Source organism: Gemmatimonadales bacterium, from assembly GCA_019637315.1.
In the GTDB taxonomy this organism is placed as follows: Bacteria; Gemmatimonadota; Gemmatimonadetes; order Gemmatimonadales; family GWC2-71-9; genus SHZU01.
This window is the reverse complement of sequence record JAHBVU010000001.1, coordinates 225,635-245,017: the sequence shown is the minus strand read 5'-3', so window position 1 is coordinate 245,017 and position 19,383 is coordinate 225,635. Positions and strand designations below refer to the sequence as shown.

The 19,383-nt window shown below is 65.0% G+C and carries 14 protein-coding genes; 10 read left to right on the top strand and 4 right to left on the bottom strand.

Annotated elements, in window-relative coordinates; genetic code table 11:
- Nucleotides 1-35 precede the first annotated feature (35 nt).
- The 6 genes from KF785_01040 (at nt 36) to crcB (ending at nt 5,274) form a co-directional block, all read left to right on the top strand.
- Nucleotides 36-992 carry a hypothetical protein gene (locus KF785_01040; GenBank protein ID MBX3145326.1) on the top strand — a complete coding sequence of 319 codons (957 nt, stop codon included), beginning with the start codon at nt 36-38 and terminating at the stop codon, nt 990-992.
- Complete coding sequence (locus KF785_01035; protein ID MBX3145325.1) at nt 989-2,338, top strand: hypothetical protein; 1,350 nt, start codon at nt 989-991, stop codon at nt 2,336-2,338. Before KF785_01040 ends, KF785_01035 begins: the two co-directional genes overlap by 4 nt.
- A 22-nt stretch (nt 2,339-2,360) precedes the next feature.
- The gene (locus KF785_01030; GenBank protein ID MBX3145324.1) at nt 2,361-3,470 is read left to right on the top strand and encodes a carboxylate-amine ligase; all 1,110 of its coding nucleotides are present in this window, start codon (nt 2,361-2,363) and stop codon (nt 3,468-3,470) included.
- 66 nt (nt 3,471-3,536) lie between these two features.
- The gene (locus KF785_01025) at nt 3,537-4,298 is read left to right on the top strand and encodes a gamma-glutamyl-gamma-aminobutyrate hydrolase family protein (GenBank protein ID MBX3145323.1); all 762 of its coding nucleotides are present in this window, start codon (nt 3,537-3,539) and stop codon (nt 4,296-4,298) included.
- 75 nt (nt 4,299-4,373) lie between these two features.
- Nucleotides 4,374-4,850, top strand: coding sequence for a hypothetical protein (locus KF785_01020; protein MBX3145322.1), 477 nt, complete (start codon nt 4,374-4,376; stop codon nt 4,848-4,850).
- A gap of 40 nt (nt 4,851-4,890) precedes the next feature.
- Nucleotides 4,891-5,274 carry a fluoride efflux transporter CrcB gene (gene crcB / locus KF785_01015; protein MBX3145321.1) on the top strand — a complete coding sequence of 128 codons (384 nt, stop codon included), beginning with the start codon at nt 4,891-4,893 and terminating at the stop codon, nt 5,272-5,274.
- Here crcB and KF785_01010 read toward each other — a convergent pair.
- On the bottom strand, nt 5,253-6,413 hold the full coding sequence (locus KF785_01010) for a P1 family peptidase (GenBank protein ID MBX3145320.1): 1,161 nt from the start codon (nt 6,411-6,413) through the stop codon (nt 5,253-5,255). The two genes, crcB and KF785_01010, sit on opposite strands and share 22 nt — an antisense overlap.
- Before the next feature lie 299 nt (nt 6,414-6,712).
- Nucleotides 6,713-7,690, bottom strand: a complete 978-nt coding sequence (locus KF785_01005) for an NADPH:quinone reductase (protein ID MBX3145319.1) — start codon at nt 7,688-7,690, stop codon at nt 6,713-6,715.
- 375 nt (nt 7,691-8,065) lie between these two features.
- On the opposite strand from KF785_01005, the gene KF785_01000 reads away from it, so the two are divergent.
- From KF785_01000 to KF785_00985, 4 genes are all read left to right on the top strand, one after another.
- Nucleotides 8,066-9,046 (top strand): pyridoxal-phosphate dependent enzyme, encoded by a 981-nt coding sequence (locus KF785_01000; GenBank protein ID MBX3145318.1) that lies wholly within the window; start codon nt 8,066-8,068, stop codon nt 9,044-9,046.
- A complete protein-coding gene (locus tag KF785_00995; protein ID MBX3145317.1) occupies nt 9,037-10,671 on the top strand; it encodes a D-aminoacylase in 1,635 nt (544 codons plus the stop codon). Before KF785_01000 ends, KF785_00995 begins: the two co-directional genes overlap by 10 nt.
- Nucleotides 10,672-10,700: 29 nt before the next feature.
- A complete protein-coding gene (locus tag KF785_00990; GenBank protein ID MBX3145316.1) occupies nt 10,701-12,068 on the top strand; it encodes a hypothetical protein in 1,368 nt (455 codons plus the stop codon).
- Between the two features lie 153 nt (nt 12,069-12,221).
- On the top strand, nt 12,222-15,245 hold the full coding sequence (locus KF785_00985; protein ID MBX3145315.1) for a transglycosylase domain-containing protein: 3,024 nt from the start codon (nt 12,222-12,224) through the stop codon (nt 15,243-15,245).
- A 168-nt stretch (nt 15,246-15,413) separates the two neighbouring features.
- On the opposite strand, the gene KF785_00980 is transcribed toward KF785_00985, so the two are convergent.
- Together KF785_00980 and KF785_00975 are read right to left on the bottom strand one after the other, a co-directional pair.
- Entirely contained in the window at nt 15,414-17,426 is a 2,013-nt protein-coding gene (locus tag KF785_00980; GenBank protein ID MBX3145314.1) for a S9 family peptidase, read from the bottom strand.
- An 83-nt stretch (nt 17,427-17,509) separates the two neighbouring features.
- Nucleotides 17,510-19,369, bottom strand: coding sequence for a CocE/NonD family hydrolase (locus tag KF785_00975; protein ID MBX3145313.1), 1,860 nt, complete (start codon nt 19,367-19,369; stop codon nt 17,510-17,512).
- Nucleotides 19,370-19,383 lie beyond the last annotated feature (14 nt).

Here is a 19,383-nt window from a genome sequence, read left to right as displayed (position 1 = left end):
TCAACCTGCTCTCGCTCAACGGGAAACACTACGTTATGGCGTCTGACGTCAAGAAAATCGGCCTGATCGTCGGTCGTGAATGGAGCTGGCCACCGGCCTTCATCGAGGAAGTCAACAATCGGGACCAGGGCGTGGTGGCCGAGTTCGTCACGCTCGATGCCCCTCGAATGGACGGCCCGGTGCCCTACCAGGTCATCATCGACCGGATTTCACACGAAGTGCCGTTCTACCGGACCTTTCTCAAGTACGCTGTGCTCCAAGGCGTCACCGTCATCAACAATCCGTTCATGTGGACCGCCGACGACAAGTTCTTCGGCGCCAGCCTGGCAACATCGCTCGGCCTCGCCAGCCCGAAGACGGTCGTGCTGCCGAACAAGGAGTATGTGCCCGGGATCGTGCACACCGAGAGCCTGCGTAACCTGGCCTTCCCTCTCGATTGGCACGCCATCGTCGATTACGTCGGGCTGCCCTGCGTGCTCAAGGATGCCCACGGCGGCGGGTGGCGGGATGTCTACGTCTGTCGCAGCTTGGAAGAATTGCTGTACCACTACGATCGCTCGGGCCTGTTGACCATGATCGTGCAGGAGTTCATCGAATGGGACGAGTTCGTGCGATGCCTGGCTATCGGTCAGGAAGTGATCTACCCGATCAAGTACGACCCCAAGGAGCGCAAGTATCACCAGGAGCTCGATTTCCTGACGCAGCCGGTGCACGATCGTGTCGTGGCCGACTCACTCCGGCTGGTTCGCGCGCTCGGCTATGACATGAACTCGATGGAATGGGCCCTCCGGGATGGGATTCCCTACGCCATCGACTTCATGAACCCGGCGCCGGACATGGACATCTACTCCCTCACGCCGAAGCACTTCGAGTGGGTCGTGAGCGCCATGGCGGACCTGACCATTCGGCTCGCCAAGACGCCGAGCCCGCCAGGGCGGCCAAGCTGGGAGCAGTTTCTGCAAGGACGCCCGGTCCGTCCCGGCCCGCGATGACCGGAGCGGCCATCGCGGCGTGGCATGACGCGCTGACGCCAGGACTCGCCGCCGAGTCGGGGGAGTGGCTGCGCGAGGAACTGCGCAAGCGGGGTCTCTTCTTCGGAGACCGGGCACTCTGCAGCGTGATTCGGCCGCGTTTCTTGAGCCGGGCCCAGCATGCCGTGATAACATCACGAGTTCCCATCCTGCTTGGCGCGCTGCAAACCGCGCTCGATGCCGCCATCGTCGACCCCCGCGTGCTCGATCAGTTCCGCCTGGAGCCGTGGGAGCGAACCCTGGCGCTCGAGGACCCAGGCATCAATGCCACGCCGCTCACCCGGCTCGATGCCTTCTTCTCACCCGGGGACGGTGTGCTCCGGGTTACCGAGTACAACGGCGAATGCCCGGCCGGCCCGGCATACAACGACGCGCTGACGAAGCTGTTCCTGGCGCTGCCCGTCGTGCGGAGCTTCCGACACCGGTTTGCGCTGACGCCGTTGCCGGCCCGCCCCAACACGCTCCACTCGCTGCTCGACGCCTACCAGCAGTACGCCGGCAACTGGGCCAAGCCGACCATCGGGATTCTCGACTGGAGCGAGGTTCCGACGATGAGCGAGTTTCTGCTCTTTCAGGACTATTTCTCGTCATTGGGCTACACCTGCATCATCGGCGATCCGCGACACTGCGAGTATCGGGACGGGCGGCTGTATGTCGACGGCGTCGCGATCGACCTGATCTACAAGCGGATCCTGATCACCGAACTGGTCGAGCGAGGCGGCCTCGAGCACCCGATCGTCCGGGCGGTGCGCGACCGCGCGGTCTGCATGGTCAACCCGTTTCGCTGCAAGATCCTCCACAAGAAGGCCAGCCTGGCGGTGCTGTCCGACGAGCGCAACGGGCACCTCTTCACAGCTGCTCAGCAAGAGGCGATCGCGACGCACGTGCCGTGGACCCGGATGGTCGAGGAACGCACCACGCGACATGAGGGTAAGACGGTCGACCTGGTGCCGCACATTGCCGCCCGCAAGGATGAGTTGGTGCTCAAGCCGAACGACGACTATGGCGGGGCCGGCGTGATGCTGGGCTGGGAGGCAACGCCCGAGGTGTGGCAGGCCACCATCCAGCGGGCGCTCGAGCACCCCTACATCGTGCAGCAGCGCATCGAGCTGCCATCCGAGCCGTACCCGACCTACGTCGACGGCAGCGTCGTGTACGCCGACCGGATCACCGACACCGCTCCGTATTGCTTCGATGGCGCCGTGGTCGACGGTTGCCTGTCCCGCATTTCGTCTGCATCCCTCGTCAACGTCACGGCAGGGGGCGGCTCGACCGTGCCCACCTTCGTCGTCGACCCACGCAGCTGAACCTCTGCCGAGCAATCGACGTATGAAAGCGCCCAGCCTGACCGTCGGCATCGAAGAGGAATACCAGATCATCGACCCCGAGACGCGAGAGCTCCGCTCGTACATCACCGAGATCCTGACCGAAGAATCGGTCATCCTCGGTGAGATCAAGCCGGAACTTCACCAGTCGATGGTCGAGGTCGGCACCAAGGTTTGCCACACTCCGGCCGAGGCCAAGCAGGAGCTGATCCGGCTGCGGCGGATGGTGATCGACCTTGCTGCTCGGCGGGGGCTCAAGGTGGCTGCCGCCGGGAGTCATCCCTTCTCGAACTGGCTCGACCAGGAAATCACGCCAATGGACCGGTACATGGGTGTCAAGCAGGACCTCCAGGAGCTCGCGCAGCGCCTGCTGGTCTTCGGAACCCATGTTCACGTCGGGATCGAGGACCCCGAGTTTCGGATCGAGGCCATGAATGCGGCGCGCTACATGATGCCGCACTTGTTGTGTCTCTCGACCAGTTCACCCTTTTGGTTGGGCCGACGCACCGGCCTCAAATCATACCGGAGCATCATCTTCCGCAGCTTTCCGAGGACCGGGATTCCCCGCAGTCTGACCTCGTGGGGTGAGTTCGAGTCCGTGGTCAACACGCTGGTCGGCACCGGCAGCATTCCGAACGCGTCGAAGCTCTGGTGGGACGTGCGGCCGAGCTGGAGCTACCCCACGCTCGAGATGCGGATCTGCGATGTCTGCACCCGAGTCGAGGAGGCGGTTTGCGTCGCGGCCATTTTCCAGGCCATCGTCGCCAAAGTGTGGAAGCTACGCCGCGACAACCTCAGCTGGCGTCAGTATCCTGCAGCGTTCATCGAGGAGAACAAGTGGCGGGCCTGCCGCTACGGTCTCGATGGCAAAATGATCGACTTCGGCAAGGGTAAGGAGCTGCCTGCCCGTGAGCTGATTCGTGAACTGATCGAATGGTTCATCGGAGACGTGATCGACGAGCTGGGCAGTCGTAAGGAAGTCGAGTATGCCTACCGGATTCTCGACGAGGGTACCAGCGCCGACCGGCAGCTGGCGGTGTTCGATGCCGGCGGCGGCATCAATGCCGTCGTGGACCATCTGATTCGCGAAACGGCCGAGGGCGTGGTCCCGTAAGCTCGGGATAGACCCGCTGGACGGCACCACGTCCGGCGGGCATCACGATTGGATTATCTTGTCGCCATGAGCTACCGACCGACCATCGGCATCCCGACCCAGACGCTGCACGCCATCGACGGCATACCCGAGGGTTTGCCGTCCTCCTGGGTCATGAACCAGCGCTACTACTACGCAGCAACCGAGTCCGGCGCGGTGCCCTGGATGGTCCCGCTGCTGCACGACGACTTGGATACGTTGCGCTGCATCTACCAGCGACTCGACGGCCTGCTGATTGCCGGGGGCGTCGACATCGATCCGGCCAGCTATGGAGAAGCCCCGCATCCCAAGCTGGGCAACATCGACCCCGCCCGCGACGCCGTCGAGCTGACCCTGACCCGCTGGGCCATTGCCGACGGCAAGCCGGTTCTGGGACTTTGTCGGGGCCATCAGATCATCAACGTCGCGCAGGGAGGGTCGCTCTTTCAGGACCTCGAGGCGCTGGTGCCCGAGTCCATCAAGCACGACTACTTCCCGACCGCCGGGTTCGCACGTGACCATCTGGCCCACGACGTGACGCTGGCGCCCGGGACGCGGTTGGCGGGCATTTTCGAAGCGCCCTCGATTGCGGTCAACAGCATGCACCACCAGGGGGTCGATCGGCTCGGCAAGGGGCTCGTCGTGACGGCCCGGGCTCCGGACGGTACGGTGGAGGCCGTCGAGCTCGACGACCCGGCATTCGTGGTCGGGGTCCAGTGGCACCCCGAAACCCTGGAGACCCGGGACCCCAGGACGGTCCGGCTGTTCGACGAACTGATCGCCGCCTCCCGCGCCTTCGCCGGTCGCTGACAGACCCCACCCCCGCCAGGGCCCCAATGGCACCCCTCTTGCGCTGCAGCCTTGCGGCCAAGAGGTGTTGCCCCGATGACGAAGCAGCAGCAGTCCCATCCCGTACCCCCAATCCGCTCCGGCATCAGCGGCTGGTCTGGCATTGTGGCCGCCCTGCTCTTGCTCCAGACGGCGCGCCCGGCCTCGGCCCAAACCGTTGCCGCGGCATCGACTTCGGGGTTTGTCCCCGTCGTCGAGTACAGCCAGAATGAGAGCGGCGGACGGATCGCCCTGACGCTGCAGCGGCCGGACTCTGCCGGCCTCGAGGGACTGCGGGTCCACCTGATCGAAAGCGCGGCAGCCATCCGGCGGGGCGACTATCGCAACGTTCGCTTCATTCCGAACGATGGGGCCGCAGTCCAGATTCTCGCCGGCAATCGTGGGGCTCTTCGGTGCACCGTCCGGTCGACGCCGCGAGGCGCTGAACTGGTCCTGTTGAGCGACGACGACACCGTCATTGCCGCCATCCACCAGATCCTGGCTGGACCGCCACCGCAAGCCTTCCGGCTCTGAGGCGCTACCCCGGCGCTCGGCCGCGGTTACACTTCCCGGTATGTGGATCTACATCCTGCTCGGCAGCGGCCTGGGCGGCTTGGCCCGCTACCTGGTCGCGACCGGGGTGCAGCGATTGGGGGGTGGGTCGTTGCCGTACGGTACGTTGGTCGTCAATGTGGCGGGGTCCCTGCTGATCGGCGCCCTCCTGCGCCACGCCTTGATGGCACCGGCCATGAGCGCCGAACTCCGCACCTTTCTCGTGGTTGGCATCTGCGGCGGGTTCACCACCTTTTCCGCTTTCAGCGCCGAGACATTCGAACTGCTGCGCACTGGCTCGTGGGGCACTGCAGTGGCCTATGCGCTAACCAGCGTCGTTCTCTGCGTAGCTGCCACGGCGGCCGGCTTTGCGCTGGGAGGCTCTCAGCGCCTGGCGGCGCCGTAGCGCGTCAGGAGCTCGCGTACTCGATCGATCGGCAGCGCCTCGACAGTCCCGCGACGGGTCGTGACCGTCGTTGCCTTGAAGAGCGAGTTGTAGATCGCCTCCTCGGTGGCCTCGACGGTTGCCGCGAAGATCGGCGACATTTCAGGATTGGTCAAGAGACGCCGTCCGGTCTCGACTGAATCACGCCGCGAGGCCCGATCGGGATGGCCGCGGCGAACCGACGGATGGGTGGAGAAGGCAATCACGTAGTCGCCGGAGCCGTTGCTCATCGAGCTGCCCGTATTCCCCAATCCGAGCAATGCGCGGCTGGCGATACGTCGCAGGCTGCGATCGTCGACGGGCGCGTCGGTCGCCACCACGATCATGATCGATCCGTCGCCCGAACCCTCCTCGACGTTCCGCCGGTAGGCGTACTGCCCGAGCTCACGACCCACCGGCACTCCCATGACCTGGAAGACGCCGCCATAGTTGCTCTGCACCAGCACACCCACAGTCCAACCGCCGAGTGACGCCGGCAAACGGCGGGACGAGGTTCCAATGCCGCCCTTCCATCCAAAGGCAACCGTTCCGGCGCCTGCTCCGACGGCGCCTTCCTCGACCGGCCCGCCCCGCGCAGAGGTGATCGCCGTCCGTACCTGCGCCGCAGTGATCGGCCGAAGCCGGATCGCATTGAGGCCGCCATCGTTGGTTTCGCCCACCAGGGCATTGATGGACCCGACCGCTTCCATGCCGGGCTGCTCGAGCAGCCACGCGACCATCGCGTCGGCCGCTTTCCAGACGCAGAGGGTACAGGTGAGCAGAATCGGGGTTTCGATCTCGCCCAGCTCCTCGACCTGGGTCACGCCGAGCAGCTTGCCGTAGCCGTTGCCGACCGCGATGGCGGCAGGCACCCGATCGAGAAAAACATTGCCTTGGTGCGGCAGAACCGCCGTCACACCGGTGCGCACCGAGTCGCCCTCGAGCACGGTGACCTGGCCGACCCGCACGCCACCCACGTCGGTGATGGCATTGAGCGCGCCCGGGGCAAAGATGCCCGGCGCCACCCCGAGTTCGCGGGCCCGGGGTCTCGCAGCCTGTCCCGACAGTTCTCCCGCGGCGACCCCGGCAAACAGGGCCGCGATTACCCAGCGTTTGATCATGACATTCCCTTCGATCCGGCGTCGAATCTGAGCCACACCATCGCGGGAGCACAGCGACAGTACCGGCCGGCCCAACTGGGGGACCAGCACGACTCAGCACCATAAAATACTGACAGACAAAGACTTGAGGCCACGGAGACTGAGCCGTGGCAATCGGCACATCGCTTGCCCTGGAGAGGGGTGAGCGGCGGTTCGTTGACCCGACGCTCGTCTTCCCGGGTTCGCTCCTGTCCCCCCAGGGCCGAGCCCTCTTCCCCTGGCGACGCGTCGGATCCCCCGGTCCGGCGCGTCGCCGTTTGCTACGGGACCAGTACGATCTTGCCGTAGGCCCCTGGCTCCATCACGGCGTCGTGGGCACGGGCGGCCTCCGCCAGGGGAATTTCCCGACCGACGACGGGCACCAGGCTCCCCTGTTCGAGTCCGCGAATCAGGTCGTCGAAAACAGGCGCCAGCACCTCCGGCGAGTCATTCCAGAGCAGCACGCCGAGCACTGCCGCATCCTTGGACATGATCTTGCGGGGATCGATCTCGACCCGGCCGCGGCTGCCGATCACGACGATACGCCCCTTGGGGGCGAGCACGTCGAGATCCTGATCCAGGTTGACATTGGCGAGCATCTCGAGAATGACATCCGGGCCGCGGCCCTGATTGGCAGCTTCGCGCACCTGGTCGAGATAGAGCGCCCCCTTGTGGCTCACCGCCAGGTGAGCACCGTTGGCGCGCACCAGCTCGAGGCCTTCGGACGTGCCGGCCGTACCGATGACCCGCAACTGCTTCCACCGGGCCAGCTGCACCGCGGCAATGCCGACTCCACCGCTGGCGCCATGCACCAGGACAATCTCTCCAGGCTGCGCAGCGGCCTTGCGGACGAGGGCCTGATATGCCGTGGCGTACGGAATCGGAACGGCCGCACCCTCGGAGAACCCGACGTTGGCCGGAAGACGGAAGACCTGGTGCGTACCGCAGACAGCAAGCTCCGCATAGGCGCCGAAGGATCGCCCTGCCGCGGTGCCGTGAAAGAAGACCCGGTCGTTCTCCTGCCAGCCGGTCACTCCGGGGCCGACCTGCCGGATGATGCCGGCGCCGTCCGACCCGGGGATATAGGGCAGCGTCGGCAGCAGCGCATACCGCCCGCTCCGCATGTAGGTCTCGGCGGGATTGACGCCAACCGCCTGGACGGCGACCAGGACCTGCCCCGGACCCGGCACCGGCGTCGGCACATCGACCAGCTTGAGCACGGACGGATCCCCGAACTCGTGGACCTGAATCGCGCGCATTTGCAACCTCCAGGCAGAGATAGATCGGCGACTGACCCATCCGATCGGCCCACGGGCCCGACCAGTCGGCACTTCGCTGATTGGGACGCCCGGGATAGTAGGGGACGCACCGAGGCGGCGCAAACCCGGGTCACAACACGTCTCGGCAGCCCGACGGTTCGCGCGACGAGCGATCGGCGCGCGGCCGGACTCGTCACCGCGCCACCCTCGCGGCCCGGGGCGCGGGTCACCGGCTGACGCCGCGTCAAGAGGCCCTGATTCCGTCCAGATCAGCCGCGCCAAGGGTAGCCTCCTGTTGCCTGTCACATCAGATTGATAGGCTCAGCGATTCAATCGCTCGCCTGCACCATTCCATTCGGAGCCACAGTCCCGACGATGTCTTCCACCGACCAGTCACGCCTGACCCTGACCCTCGACGACTTCAAGGCGGCCCGGGCACGGATCGCATCTCACATCTACCACACCCCCCTGCTCGGCTCGCGCCAGCTCTCCGAGCTGTCGGGCTACGACATCCGACTCAAGGCCGAGATGTTTCAACGGGTCGGCGCGTACAAGATCCGGGGCCCGCTCAACAAGTTCACGTTTCTGACCGACGAGCAGAAGCGCCGTGGCGTGGTCTGCTCGTCGGCCGGCAACCACGCGCAGGGTGTTGCTCTTGCTGCGCAGGTCCACGGCATCCGGGCGGTGGTCTGCATGGCCGAGAATGCCACGCCGGCCAAGATCGCGGCCACCAAAGGGTATGGCGCCGAGGTGGTGCTGCACGGCAAGATCTGGGATGAAGCCAACGAGAAGGCGCTCGAGCTGGTGGAACGGGACGGCCTGACGTACATCAGCCCCTTCGACGACCCTGAGCTGATCGCCGGTCAGGGCACACTCGGCCTCGAGGTCGTGACCGACTGGCCCGAGCTCGATGCGATCGTCGTGCCGATCGGCGGCGGCGGACTGATCTCGGGCGTGGCCATGGCCGTCAAGAGCCACAATCCGAACGTCCGGGTCATCGGCGTCGAATCGTCGGACGGACCAGCCATGCAGAAGAGCCTCGAAGCCGGTGAACTCGTTACCATCGACTGTCGCACGGTCATCGACGGCCTGCGCGTCAAGCGGGTTGGCGTTCACACCTTCTCCGTCTGTCAGCGCTTCGTCGATGAGATCGTCACACTGCCAGACCGTCAGATCTTCGAGGCGATGATTTGGCTGATGGAGCGCTGCAAGGTGGTGCCGGAAGCCGCTGCCGCAGCCTCGGTTGGTGCGGTACTGCAAGGACTCGTCAAGCTGCCAGCCGGCTCCCGCGTGGCGTGTGTGCTGAGCGGCGGAAACCTCAATCTCGACCAGATCCGGGGACTGCAATGGAATTGATTCGACGTCTCGCGCCAACCGCGCTGCTGGCAGCCGTCGTGGCAACTTCGCTCGCTGCGCAAAATCCTCGCTACGACATCGTGATCCACGGGGGCCGGATTATCGACGGCACCGGTGCACCTTGGTACTGGGGCGACCTGGCGGTCAAGGACGGCAAGATCGCCGCGATTGGCCGGATTGCACCGAGCGAGGGGCGCCGGGCCATCGACGCGACGGGCCAGGTGGTCACGCCAGGCTTCATCGATATGATGGGCCAGACCGCCGCGCCGTTCATCCAGGATGCCGGCTCGGCCTTCAATCTGCTCTCGCAGGGAATCACCACCATCAATGCTGGTGAGGGCGCCAGCGATGCCCCGCTCAGCGATGAGGCGGCGAGGACGCGCGGCTGGCAGACTATGCGACAGTTCTTTACCCGGCTCGAGCAGGCCGGCATGCCGATCAACATGGTCCAGACGGTCGGCCACACCCAGATCCGTCGGATCGTGATCGGCGACGTCGACCGGCAGGCGACCCAGCCCGAGCTCGACCGGATGCGGGGCATGGTGCGCGAAGCCATGGAGGCGGGCGCTATCGGCGTTTCGACTTCGCTGATCTACCCGCCGGCGATCTACGCGTCGGAACAGGAAATCGCCGAACTGACCAAGGTTGCCGGTGACTACGGCGGACGTTACTTCACCCACATGCGGAACGAGGGCGATCAGCTGCTCGAAGCGATCGAAGAGGCACTGCGCATCGGCCAGGCCGCCGGGACCCCGGTCCATATCTACCACCTCAAAACCGCCGGCCAGGCCAACTGGGGCAAGATGGACCTGGCCCTGGCGCGGATCCGAGCGGCGCGCGCCAGCGGGCAGCATGTGGCGGTCGACGTCTATCCCTACATCAACAACGGCCTCGGCATCCGGGCGCTGATCCATCCGCGGCATGCGGCCGAAGGACAGGCGGCACTGCTCAAGAAGCTCGACGACCCCGCGGTTCAGGCGGAAATCCGTCGCGAGATGGAGTCGCTCGGCGGCTGGGAGAACTGGTATGCCCACGCCGGAAGAGACTGGGACCGGATCATCGTGTCGCGGATGAACTTGCCCGCCTATGAGGCCTACAACGGTCAGTCGCTTGCTGCGATTGCCCGCGCTGTCAACAAGGACCCCTGGACCGTCTTCTTCGAACTGGCCAAGAGCAACGCCGCCGCCATGCCGCAGAGCATGTCGGAAGCCAATAAGATCAAGGCCATGCAGGAGGAGTTTACTTCGTTCGACACCGACGCCGGCCCGGCGGCCGCCGGGCACTCGACTCATCCGAGAGGCCATGGGGCCTTTCCCCGCGTGATTGCGCGCTACGTCCGTGAGCTCGGTGCACTGTCTCTGGAAAGCGCCATCCAGAAGATGACGGCGGTTGCTGCGAACCAGGTGATGGCCTACGACCGCGGCCGGCTGGCGCCAGGCCTGGCCGCCGATATCGTGGTGTTCAACCCGGACACGATTCGGGATCGCGCCACCTTTGCGGAGCCGATGCTGCCGTCGGAAGGGATCGGTCAGGTCATCGTCAACGGCCAAGTCGTGTTCGAGCAGGGCAAGTTCACTGGAGCCACACCGGGTCGGGTGCTGCGTGGCCCCGGTTATCGCCCCTGACCAGCTTGCGACGAAGCGAGGATAGTCCGATGCTGTTCGATCGTCGTGCGTTTCTCTCCCATGCTGCGCTGGCCGCGGCGGCTCTCGGTCTTCCTGCCCGTGCGGTGGCCGAGATACGCCGCGGACGCGGAGGTTCGACGCGCCCGTATCTCGATCTCGCGGTCCAGTGCGCCCGCTGGATCGATCGCAGCACCCAGACCACCGAGCATGGATTGGCCTGGCCGGCCGATCCGCTCAAACCGGAGTCGGTCAGTCTCGGCTTCTATAACGGAATGCCCGGTGTGGTGGCGTTCTACGCCGCGCTGTATGCCGCCTCGGGCGACAGCCGGTGGCTCGACCGCGCCCGCGGCGGTGCCGATTACCTGGCGCGGCGTATGAGTACGAGTCCAGAGGACGTTGGCGCCGGCCTGTATCTTGGACTGGCCGGGTTGGGCTACACCTTCGATACGGTGGCCCGCGCAGGCGGAGGTGAACGCTACGGCGCTCATGCGCGGCAAGCTGCATCCCTGCTGGCCCGGACCGCCCGTCAGGCGGAGGGCGGCGTCGAGTGGTCTGACGTCCACGATATCGTCGGCGGCGGAGCGGGCACCGGACTGTTTCTGATCGAGGCCGGCCGAAGCTGGAACGATCCATCGCTGATGGCGCTCGCAGCCAAAGCCGGCCATCGCCTGATTGCAGCAGGCGTCCCCGCGGCAGGGGGCCGGATGTGGCACATGAGCGACTCGCGCCGCGTCAACATGCCCAACTTCTCGCACGGCACCTCGGGCGTGGCCTACTTCCTTGCCACCCTCTACCGTCAGACCGGCGAGCGCGCCTTTCTGGACGCGGCCCTCGAGGGCGTTCGTTACCTCGATGCGATTGCCACCCGCCGGGATGGCGCGGCTCTGATCTTTCACAACGAGGACGGCGGACAGGATCGCTATTACCTGAGTTGGTGCCATGGCCCGGGAGGAACGGCGCGGCTCTTCTATCAGCTCAATCAGATTGCTCCCGACCGGCGATGGACGGGTTGGATCGATGCGCTGACCAAGGGCGTCATGATCTCCGGCATCCCGGAAGGCCTCACGACAGGATACTGGAACAACATCAGTCAATGTTGCGGGCACATCGGCGTCGCGCAGTACTGCATCGACCTGATCCGGTACCATCGCACCGATACGGCCAACACATTCATGAAGCGGCTGGTCGACGATACGATGCGCCGTGCCGGCAGAACCGAGGAGGCCGGATTGTACTGGATTCAGGCCGAGAATCGAACACAACCTGACAACCTGGTCGCGCAAACCGGATTCATGCAGGGCGCAGCGGGCGTCGGCACCTTCTTCCTCCCGCTCGACGCCCTGGAGCGCGGCGAACGCTGGCGATTCCCGCAACCCGATACACCCTTCGCGGGGTAGCAGCCACTCATCGTTACACGGGGCGACCGAATCGGCGGTTTCGTCAGCATACCTGGCGGAGCCGCTCTTTCATTCCGGCACCCTTCTAGCTCTGTCGCTTCGCTGTTAGGTTCCGCGAATCGCTCACGTGCGCACTCGAGAACCCGTCGCCGCATGAACGCCACACGCACCAAGCCGGCCCGCCGGCGATGGCTCTGGTACACCGTTGCTATCGCAGCAGTGGTGGTACTGCTTGGCGGCATCGCGGCTGCTCTCGAGTTTCGGACCTCCTACTTCCAGTCCCGGTTCTTCGCAGAACGCAGCCGCGACCTTGGCTTTGCGATGGACCAGGGCCCGAGCCCGTCGATCCGGTTTCCCGGGCAAGGTCCCTACGACTTGCGCTACGGCTACAGCAAAATTCCGGAGCTGACCGATGCCTTTGTGGCCTCCGGCTTTGCGGTGGACAGTCAGGCACGAGTCTCGGAGCGGTTTGCCTCCCTGATGGATCGTGGCCTTTCACCGATCTACCATGCGAAGGACCGGGCCGGGCTTCGGATACTCGATCGAAGCGGTCTGGTCATGTTCGACGGCCGGTACCCGGATCGCGGCTACCCGGCCTTCGACTCGATTCCCGACCTGGTCTGGCAAACACTGCTCTTTGTTGAAAATCGGACTCTGCTCGATTCGACCACGCCGCTGCGCAATCCTGCCGTCGACTGGCAGCGACTGATCCGCGCGGCAGCCGGGCTTGGCGGTCGACGATTCGGACGTGACGGCTCGGTGGCAGGCGCAAGCACGCTTGCCACGCAACTCGAGAAGTTCCGCCATGCTCCGGAAGGTCGGACCCTGTCACCGACCGACAAGCTGCGGCAGATGGAGTCGGCCTCGTACCGGGCCTACCTGGACGGCACCAACACCATGGGTGCCCGCCAGGAAATCGTCACCAGCTACCTCAATTCGATGCCGCTCGCCGGAATTGCCGGCTACGGTGAGGTCACCGGTCTCGGCGACGGACTCTGGGCCTGGTTCGGAGCAAACTTCGACGACGTCAACCGCTACCTGCGCGAAGCGGCCGATTCGACCGTGTCACCGCACCCGGCTCGACACGGACGCGCCTACCGTCAGGTACTGAACCTGATCATGGCGGTGCAGCGCCCCTCGTACTTCCTGACCGACAACGGCGGCATCGAAGCGCTGGAGCGACGCGCAGATCGATATCTCAACCTGCTGGCCCGCGAAGGCGTCATCTCCCCCGCGCTGCGCGACGCCGCCCGCGAAGCCGCATCGCGCCCGAATCTCCGGGCGCCGGAACGGCCGACCGCCTCGTTCATCGAGCGCAAGGCAGTCAACGCGGTGCGCACGGAGCTGCTGACGACAGGTCGGATTCCGGCGTTCTATCAGCTCGATCGGTACGATGCCACCGCCCGAACCACCTTCGACGGCCCGGCCCAGGCAGCTGTCACCGACATGCTGCTCAAGCTCCAGGACAGCGCCTACATCGCGGCTGCAGGACTCTCGGGATACCGTCTGCTGCAGCGAGGCGACCCTGCCAAGGTGCACTACGCCTTTCTGCTCTACGAGCGAACACCCAACGGCAACGCAGTGCGGATTCAGGTCGACAATGTCGACGGCCCCTTCAGCCCCATCGAAGGCGCCAAACTCGAGCTGGGCTCGACCGCCAAGCTGCGCACGCTAATTACCTATCTCGAAACCATCGAGTCGCTGCACGCGGACTACAGCTCCGACTCGGCGCAGTCAGCCTCGCTTCGCCGGGACGATCCGCTCACCGTCTGGGTCCGCCAGACCCTTGCCGCCAGACCGAAGCTGACGGTGGCCGAGTTGCTCGAAGCCGCCATGGAACGGCGCTACTCGGCCAGCCCGCGCGAGCGTTTCATGACCGGCGGCGGCGTGCACACCTTTCGCAACTTCGAGACGACCTTCGACCAGCAGACGGTGACCGTCCGCGAGGCCTTCCGGCACTCGATCAATCTGCCGTTCATCCGGATGATGCGCGACATCGTCCAGTATCACATGCACCGGCTGCCCGGGCACCCTGCGCCCGGCGTCCTGAGTGATCGATCCGATCCGCGCCGCCAGGAGTACCTGGCGCGCTTTGCGGACCGGGAAGGGCGACAGTTCCTCGATCAGTTTCTGCGCAAGCACGCCTGGACCACGCGCGACTCGGCGCTCGCCACGCTGGTCCGCGATCGGTCCCTTTCAGCTCAGCGCCTGGCGTGGATCTTCCGGGTCGTTGCACCCGACGAGGATGCCTCGGCCTTTACCCGGTTCCTCCAAGCCACACTCGGCGAGCAGATGCGGCTATCCCCGGCGCACATCCGCGAGATCTTCGATCGCGCCAACCCCGCCAGCTTCTCATTGGTGGATCGTGGCTTCCTGGCCGGCATCCATCCGCTCGAGCTTTGGCTCGTCGAGTTCAAGCTCTCCCACCCCGGCGCCACTCGCGCTGAGATGATGGACTCGAGCCGCACGGTGCGCCAGGATGTGTATCAGTGGCTCTTCTCGACCCGAAGGACTCAGGCACAGGATCAGCGGATCCGATCGATCCTGGAGATCGAGGCGTTTTTCGAGGTGCACGCCCGCTGGAGACGGCTGGGTTACCCGTTTGCCTCCCTGGTCCCCTCTTATGCGACCGCCATCGGCAGCTCGGCAGACCGACCCGATCAGCTCGCGGAACTGATCGGCATTGTGCTGAACGATGGTGTCGGCCAGGCATCGACGCGGATCAGCGAGCTCCGCCTGGCTGACAGTACGCCGTTCGCGACCGTGTTGCGACGACCGCCGTCGCAGGGCGAGCGATTGCTGTCTGCCGACCTCGCTGCAGTGGTTCGGCGAACCATGATCGATGTGGTGGAGCGCGGTACCGGCCGCCGAGCGTACGGAACCGTCAAGGGGCCCGACGGCAAGCCGCTCCCGATCGGCGCCAAGACCGGCACAGGCAACAACCGCTTCCGGGTCTTCGGACAGGGGGGCCGCGTCGTCGAGGACCGGGCCCTCAACCGGACCTCGACCCTGGTCTTCTTCGTGGGCGATCGCTTCTACGGCGTGCTGACGGCCTTCGTGCTTGGTGCGGAAGCCGATGATTTCAGCTTCACCAGCTCGCTTCCGGCCCAGATCTTCCAGATGCTCGGGCCCGCCCTCACAGAACTCGCCGCCACGCCAGAGTCCGCTTCTCCGTGATTGTTTCTGGGAGCGTGATTGGTCGCTGGGAGGGGGAGGTGGTGGGTCGATCGGGGGGCGCGCGTCGCGCGTGGTCGGCGCCCCCGCCGTGCGACCATCGTACCCGGGCACGCGCGACCCCAGCGCAGCGCGCCCCCCGATCGACCCACCACCTCCCCCTCCCCCGCCCTAGGGCACAGCAGGCTTGACGTACCGTTCCCACCATCCGAGATATCGATTGATGATGTCGATCCGCTGTCCGGGCGTGCGGGGGCCGTGGAACATCCCGGGCCAGACGATCAGGCGGCTCTCGACGTTGTTGCTCATGAGCGCCTGATACATCTGCTCTGATCCGATGATCGGGACGTTGAAGTCGCGCTCGCCGCCCATGAACATCGTCGGCGTCACGATCCGATCGGCTTTGAGAAACGGATAACTCACCTTGAGCCACGGCTCGATATTTTTCCAGGGCTGTCCCAACTCCTGCTCATACTGATAGACGTATTGGTCGGTGCCGTACATCGACAGCTGCAATGAGCTGCCGGCGCCGCTCACACCCGCCTTGAAGCGCGTATCGGTCGCGATCGTGTAGTTGGTGAGAATGCCGCCGTAACTCCATCCGCCGAGCACCAGGCGTTCCGGATCGGCAATCCCGCTGGCAACGGCCTGATCGACCGCACCAAGCAGGTCGACGACCTCTTTGTTGCCCCAGTCGGCAAAAATGGCAGTGCTGAACCCCTCGCCGCGTCCCGAACTGCCTCGATAGTTGACGGCCAGGACCGCATACCCGCGAGCCGCCATGACGCGGCGAGTGAAATCGAAGCCGTGGCCATCCTGCCCGAACGGTCCGCCGTGGATGTGCAGGGCAAGCGGGTACCGTTGTCCTGCCCGGTAGTCGGGCGGGAGATACAGCATGCTCCCGACAACGGTGCCATCCTTGCTGGTCGAGCTGAACCGCTCGGCGCGGCCGAGATCGATCACATTCATGAGCGAATCATTGTGCGCTGTGAGTCGGCGCAGGGCGCCCCGCTCCAGCGCCACGACTTCTGCGGGCCTGGTGTCTGTCGTGACGCTCAGGGCCACTCGGTCGCCCGCGACGCTGAGGGCGGATACTCTCTGTTCGGCGTCGCTGACCCGCTCGATTGCGCCCGTCGTCGGACTGACTCTGGCCAAGACCGTCTTGCGGTCGTCATCGAACCGGAAATAGATGTGCTTCCCGTCGTGCGACCAGGTCGGCTCTGACGCGTTCCGGTCGAGCGCCTCGGTCAGGACCCGGATCGGACCGCCAGTCGACGGAATCACAGCCACCCGCGGGTTGTTGTAGGCCCAGTACTTTGGATCACCCCGCTGCAGGAAGGCGATCCACCTGCCGTCGGGACTGTAGCTCGCGGCACGGCCATCGTTGGTCGGCGTCGTGGTCAGCTGGCGCGGCTCCGCCCCCTCACGCGCCTCGATGACGTACAGATCCCAGTTGTCGGTCCGCTCGCTGCCTGGTGCCCGCTTGGAGGTGAAGGCGATGTTCCGCCCGTCAGGCGACCAAGCGGGCCCGGCGTCGTCATAGTCGCCCGACGTGAGCTGGGTCAGCCGCCGAGTCGCGAGATCGAAGAGATACAGATGCGTCCGCCGGCGATCGAGGTAGCCGATGTAGTCCCGTTTGAAGTCCCAGCGATCGATCTCGATCGCCTTGGGCGGCTTCTGCTCATCCGCCTTCGTGGAATCGGGGTCGGGGTCCTTGATCACGAAGACCAACCGCCCGCCATCCGGGGCCCAGACATAGCTCTCGATGCCGCCCCGAATGTCGGTGACTTTGACGCCCTCCCCGCCGAGCCGATCCATCAGCCAGAGCTGTGCACCGCGATTCTCGGCGCCGCGCGAACTGAGAAAGCTCAGGTAACGGTTGTCCGGGCTCCACTCGGGACTCGACTCCCCATCCGGAGACGACGTCAGTTGAACTCGGCGGCTGCCATCCCAACTCACCATATGGATGTCGGTATTGGCGCGGTCTTTGACCGAGTCCGGGGTCGACAGCGTGTACGCTACCCACTGCCCGTCCGGAGAGAGCTTCGGCGCACCGACATCTTTGATTCGGTAGATGTCGGTCGGCACCAGCCGTCGGGGGCCGGAACTCTGACCGGCCTGGGTCGGCGCCTGGGCCAGAACCAACGATGGGGCGAGCAGAAGGAGCCAGAGACTGGATTGCATAGTGACTGTCCTGCAATGTGATCGAGGCGAAGGGGCCGGATTCGGACGCCGAGCGGAGTGGATTCTCCGCCCGGCTTGGTACGCTAGCGAGTCACCACCGAGACATCGACCCGGCTCGGCTGGGTTGCCGATCGGTAGATGCGCTTGGTTGCCTTGATATAGTCTGCGTCACGCGCTTCAAAGATGTTCGGCACGAACTTCTGCGGATTGCGATCGATCAGCGGAAACCAGGTGCTCTGGACCTGCACCATGATCTTGTGACCGGCTTTGAAGGTGTAGTCAGCGGCCAGGAGACTGATGGCGTAGGGCGTGACCTGATTGGGAACGACGGGGACCGGCTTCTCGAAACTGTTCCTGAAGCGGGCCCGGAAGACATCGTTTGCCACCATCAGCTGATAGCCCGCCATCTTCGGATCGGCGGGAAACGATTCCGGATACACATCGATCAGCTTCACGACCCAGTCGGCGTCGGTGCCCGTGGTCGAGGCAAAGAGGCGCGCGAGCACCCGACCCGAGACCGTGACATCCTCGGTGAGAGTCTCGGTTTCGTAGCTCAGCACGTCGGGGCGAAGATGGGCATGCCGCTGATCGTCGACCAGCCAGATCGACCAGGTCGACGGCACGGCGCCGCCGTAGAGTGGGTGAATCGGCCGCTGGCGGTAGGGAACCGGCCGCGCCGGGTCAGATACGTAGCTGTCGAAACCGGCAGCTGCGGTTGGCTTCTCGAAGCTGAGCCGGCCGTCGGCATGAAAGTAGAGCGACTTCGGTGTCACGTTGCTGACTGGTGGCCAGGCGTCATGGCGTTGCCAGGTATTCGACCCCGGTCTGAACGTCAGTGCCTCGGGCAGATCGAGCGTGCCCTTGTCCTTGAGCCAGTAGGCAAACCACGGGGCCTCGATCCGCTCACGGAACAGCACGGACGTGTTCGAGCCGAACTGGATCGGCCCCAGGCTGTTGCCATCTCCTCGTGCCCAGCCACCATGATTCCACGGGCCAACCACGAGATAATTGATGCCTTTGGAGTCGTTCTTTTCCAGGGCGTCATAGATCGTCAGCGGCCCGTAGAAGTCCTCCTGATCCCACCAGCCGGCGACCGTGAGAGTCGGCACCGTCACCGGCTTGTTGGCAAACACAGGGCTCACCTTCCGACGCTGCCAGTACTCGTCGAAGTTCGGGTGGGAGGCAAAGTCGGTCCAGGTCGGACGCTTTTTGTGGAAGTGTTTGGCGTCGACGTTGGCGAGGCCGCCCAAGCGCAGAAACCACTCGAACGTATCGGCCCGGTCGAAGCGGAACGGCTCGCTGACCCGTCCGGCCTCGAGATTGGCCACATACTCAAATCCGTAGCTCAAGCGAAAGGCCCCGTTGTGACGGAAATCATCACCCTGGAACATGTCGTCCGGGGATGCCTGCGGCGACGTTGCTTTGAGAGCCGGATGGGGATCGATCAGGGCCATCATGGTGAGCCAGCCACCGTAGGAAATCCCGACCATGCCGACCCGACCGTTATGTCCTTCGACATTGGCCAGCAGCCAGTCGATCGTGTCGTTGGCGTCCGTCGTCTCATCGACCATTTCGCCGCGAGTGGTATCCCGCGGCGGCCGGATGATCATGAAAGTGCCCTCGGACTGATACTTCCCGCGAACATCCTGGAACACGAAGATGTAGCCCTCGTCGGCCAGCAACTGATACCGGTTCGACATCCGGGGACCGATGTTCGCCGCGTTGTAGGGCGTCCGTTCTATGAGGAGCGGCAGCGGACCGGACCGCGACACGGGGGTCCAGATTTCCGTGTAGAGCGACACTCCGTCACGCATTCGGACCATTTGGGTCCGCTTGGAGTAATCAGATCGGACCTGCGCCGGGAGAGAACCGATCGCGACGAGCACAACCACGGCCAGCGCCACCAGGACGCGGGCTGAACGAGCACGAGAATCCGACTTCACAGGGGTCTCACTTG

What these genes read in the sequence shown, in the direction of transcription:
- KF785_01040 (MBX3145326.1), top strand. Translation starts at nt 36, where the DNA reads ATGGCGTCTGACGTCAAGAAAATCGGCCTGATCGTCGGTCGTGAATGG.
- KF785_01035 (MBX3145325.1), top strand. Translation starts at nt 989, where the DNA reads ATGACCGGAGCGGCCATCGCGGCGTGGCATGACGCGCTGACGCCAGGA.
- KF785_01030 (MBX3145324.1), top strand. Translation starts at nt 2,361, where the DNA reads ATGAAAGCGCCCAGCCTGACCGTCGGCATCGAAGAGGAATACCAGATC.
- KF785_01025 (MBX3145323.1), top strand. Translation starts at nt 3,537, where the DNA reads ATGAGCTACCGACCGACCATCGGCATCCCGACCCAGACGCTGCACGCC.
- KF785_01020 (MBX3145322.1), top strand. Translation starts at nt 4,374, where the DNA reads ATGACGAAGCAGCAGCAGTCCCATCCCGTACCCCCAATCCGCTCCGGC.
- crcB (MBX3145321.1), top strand. Translation starts at nt 4,891, where the DNA reads ATGTGGATCTACATCCTGCTCGGCAGCGGCCTGGGCGGCTTGGCCCGC.
- KF785_01010 (MBX3145320.1), bottom strand. Translation starts at nt 6,413, where the DNA reads ATGATCAAACGCTGGGTAATCGCGGCCCTGTTTGCCGGGGTCGCCGCG.
- KF785_01005 (MBX3145319.1), bottom strand. Translation starts at nt 7,690, where the DNA reads ATGCGCGCGATTCAGGTCCACGAGTTCGGGGATCCGTCCGTGCTCAAG.
- KF785_01000 (MBX3145318.1), top strand. Translation starts at nt 8,066, where the DNA reads ATGTCTTCCACCGACCAGTCACGCCTGACCCTGACCCTCGACGACTTC.
- KF785_00995 (MBX3145317.1), top strand. Translation starts at nt 9,037, where the DNA reads ATGGAATTGATTCGACGTCTCGCGCCAACCGCGCTGCTGGCAGCCGTC.
- KF785_00990 (MBX3145316.1), top strand. Translation starts at nt 10,701, where the DNA reads ATGCTGTTCGATCGTCGTGCGTTTCTCTCCCATGCTGCGCTGGCCGCG.
- KF785_00985 (MBX3145315.1), top strand. Translation starts at nt 12,222, where the DNA reads ATGAACGCCACACGCACCAAGCCGGCCCGCCGGCGATGGCTCTGGTAC.
- KF785_00980 (MBX3145314.1), bottom strand. Translation starts at nt 17,426, where the DNA reads ATGCAATCCAGTCTCTGGCTCCTTCTGCTCGCCCCATCGTTGGTTCTG.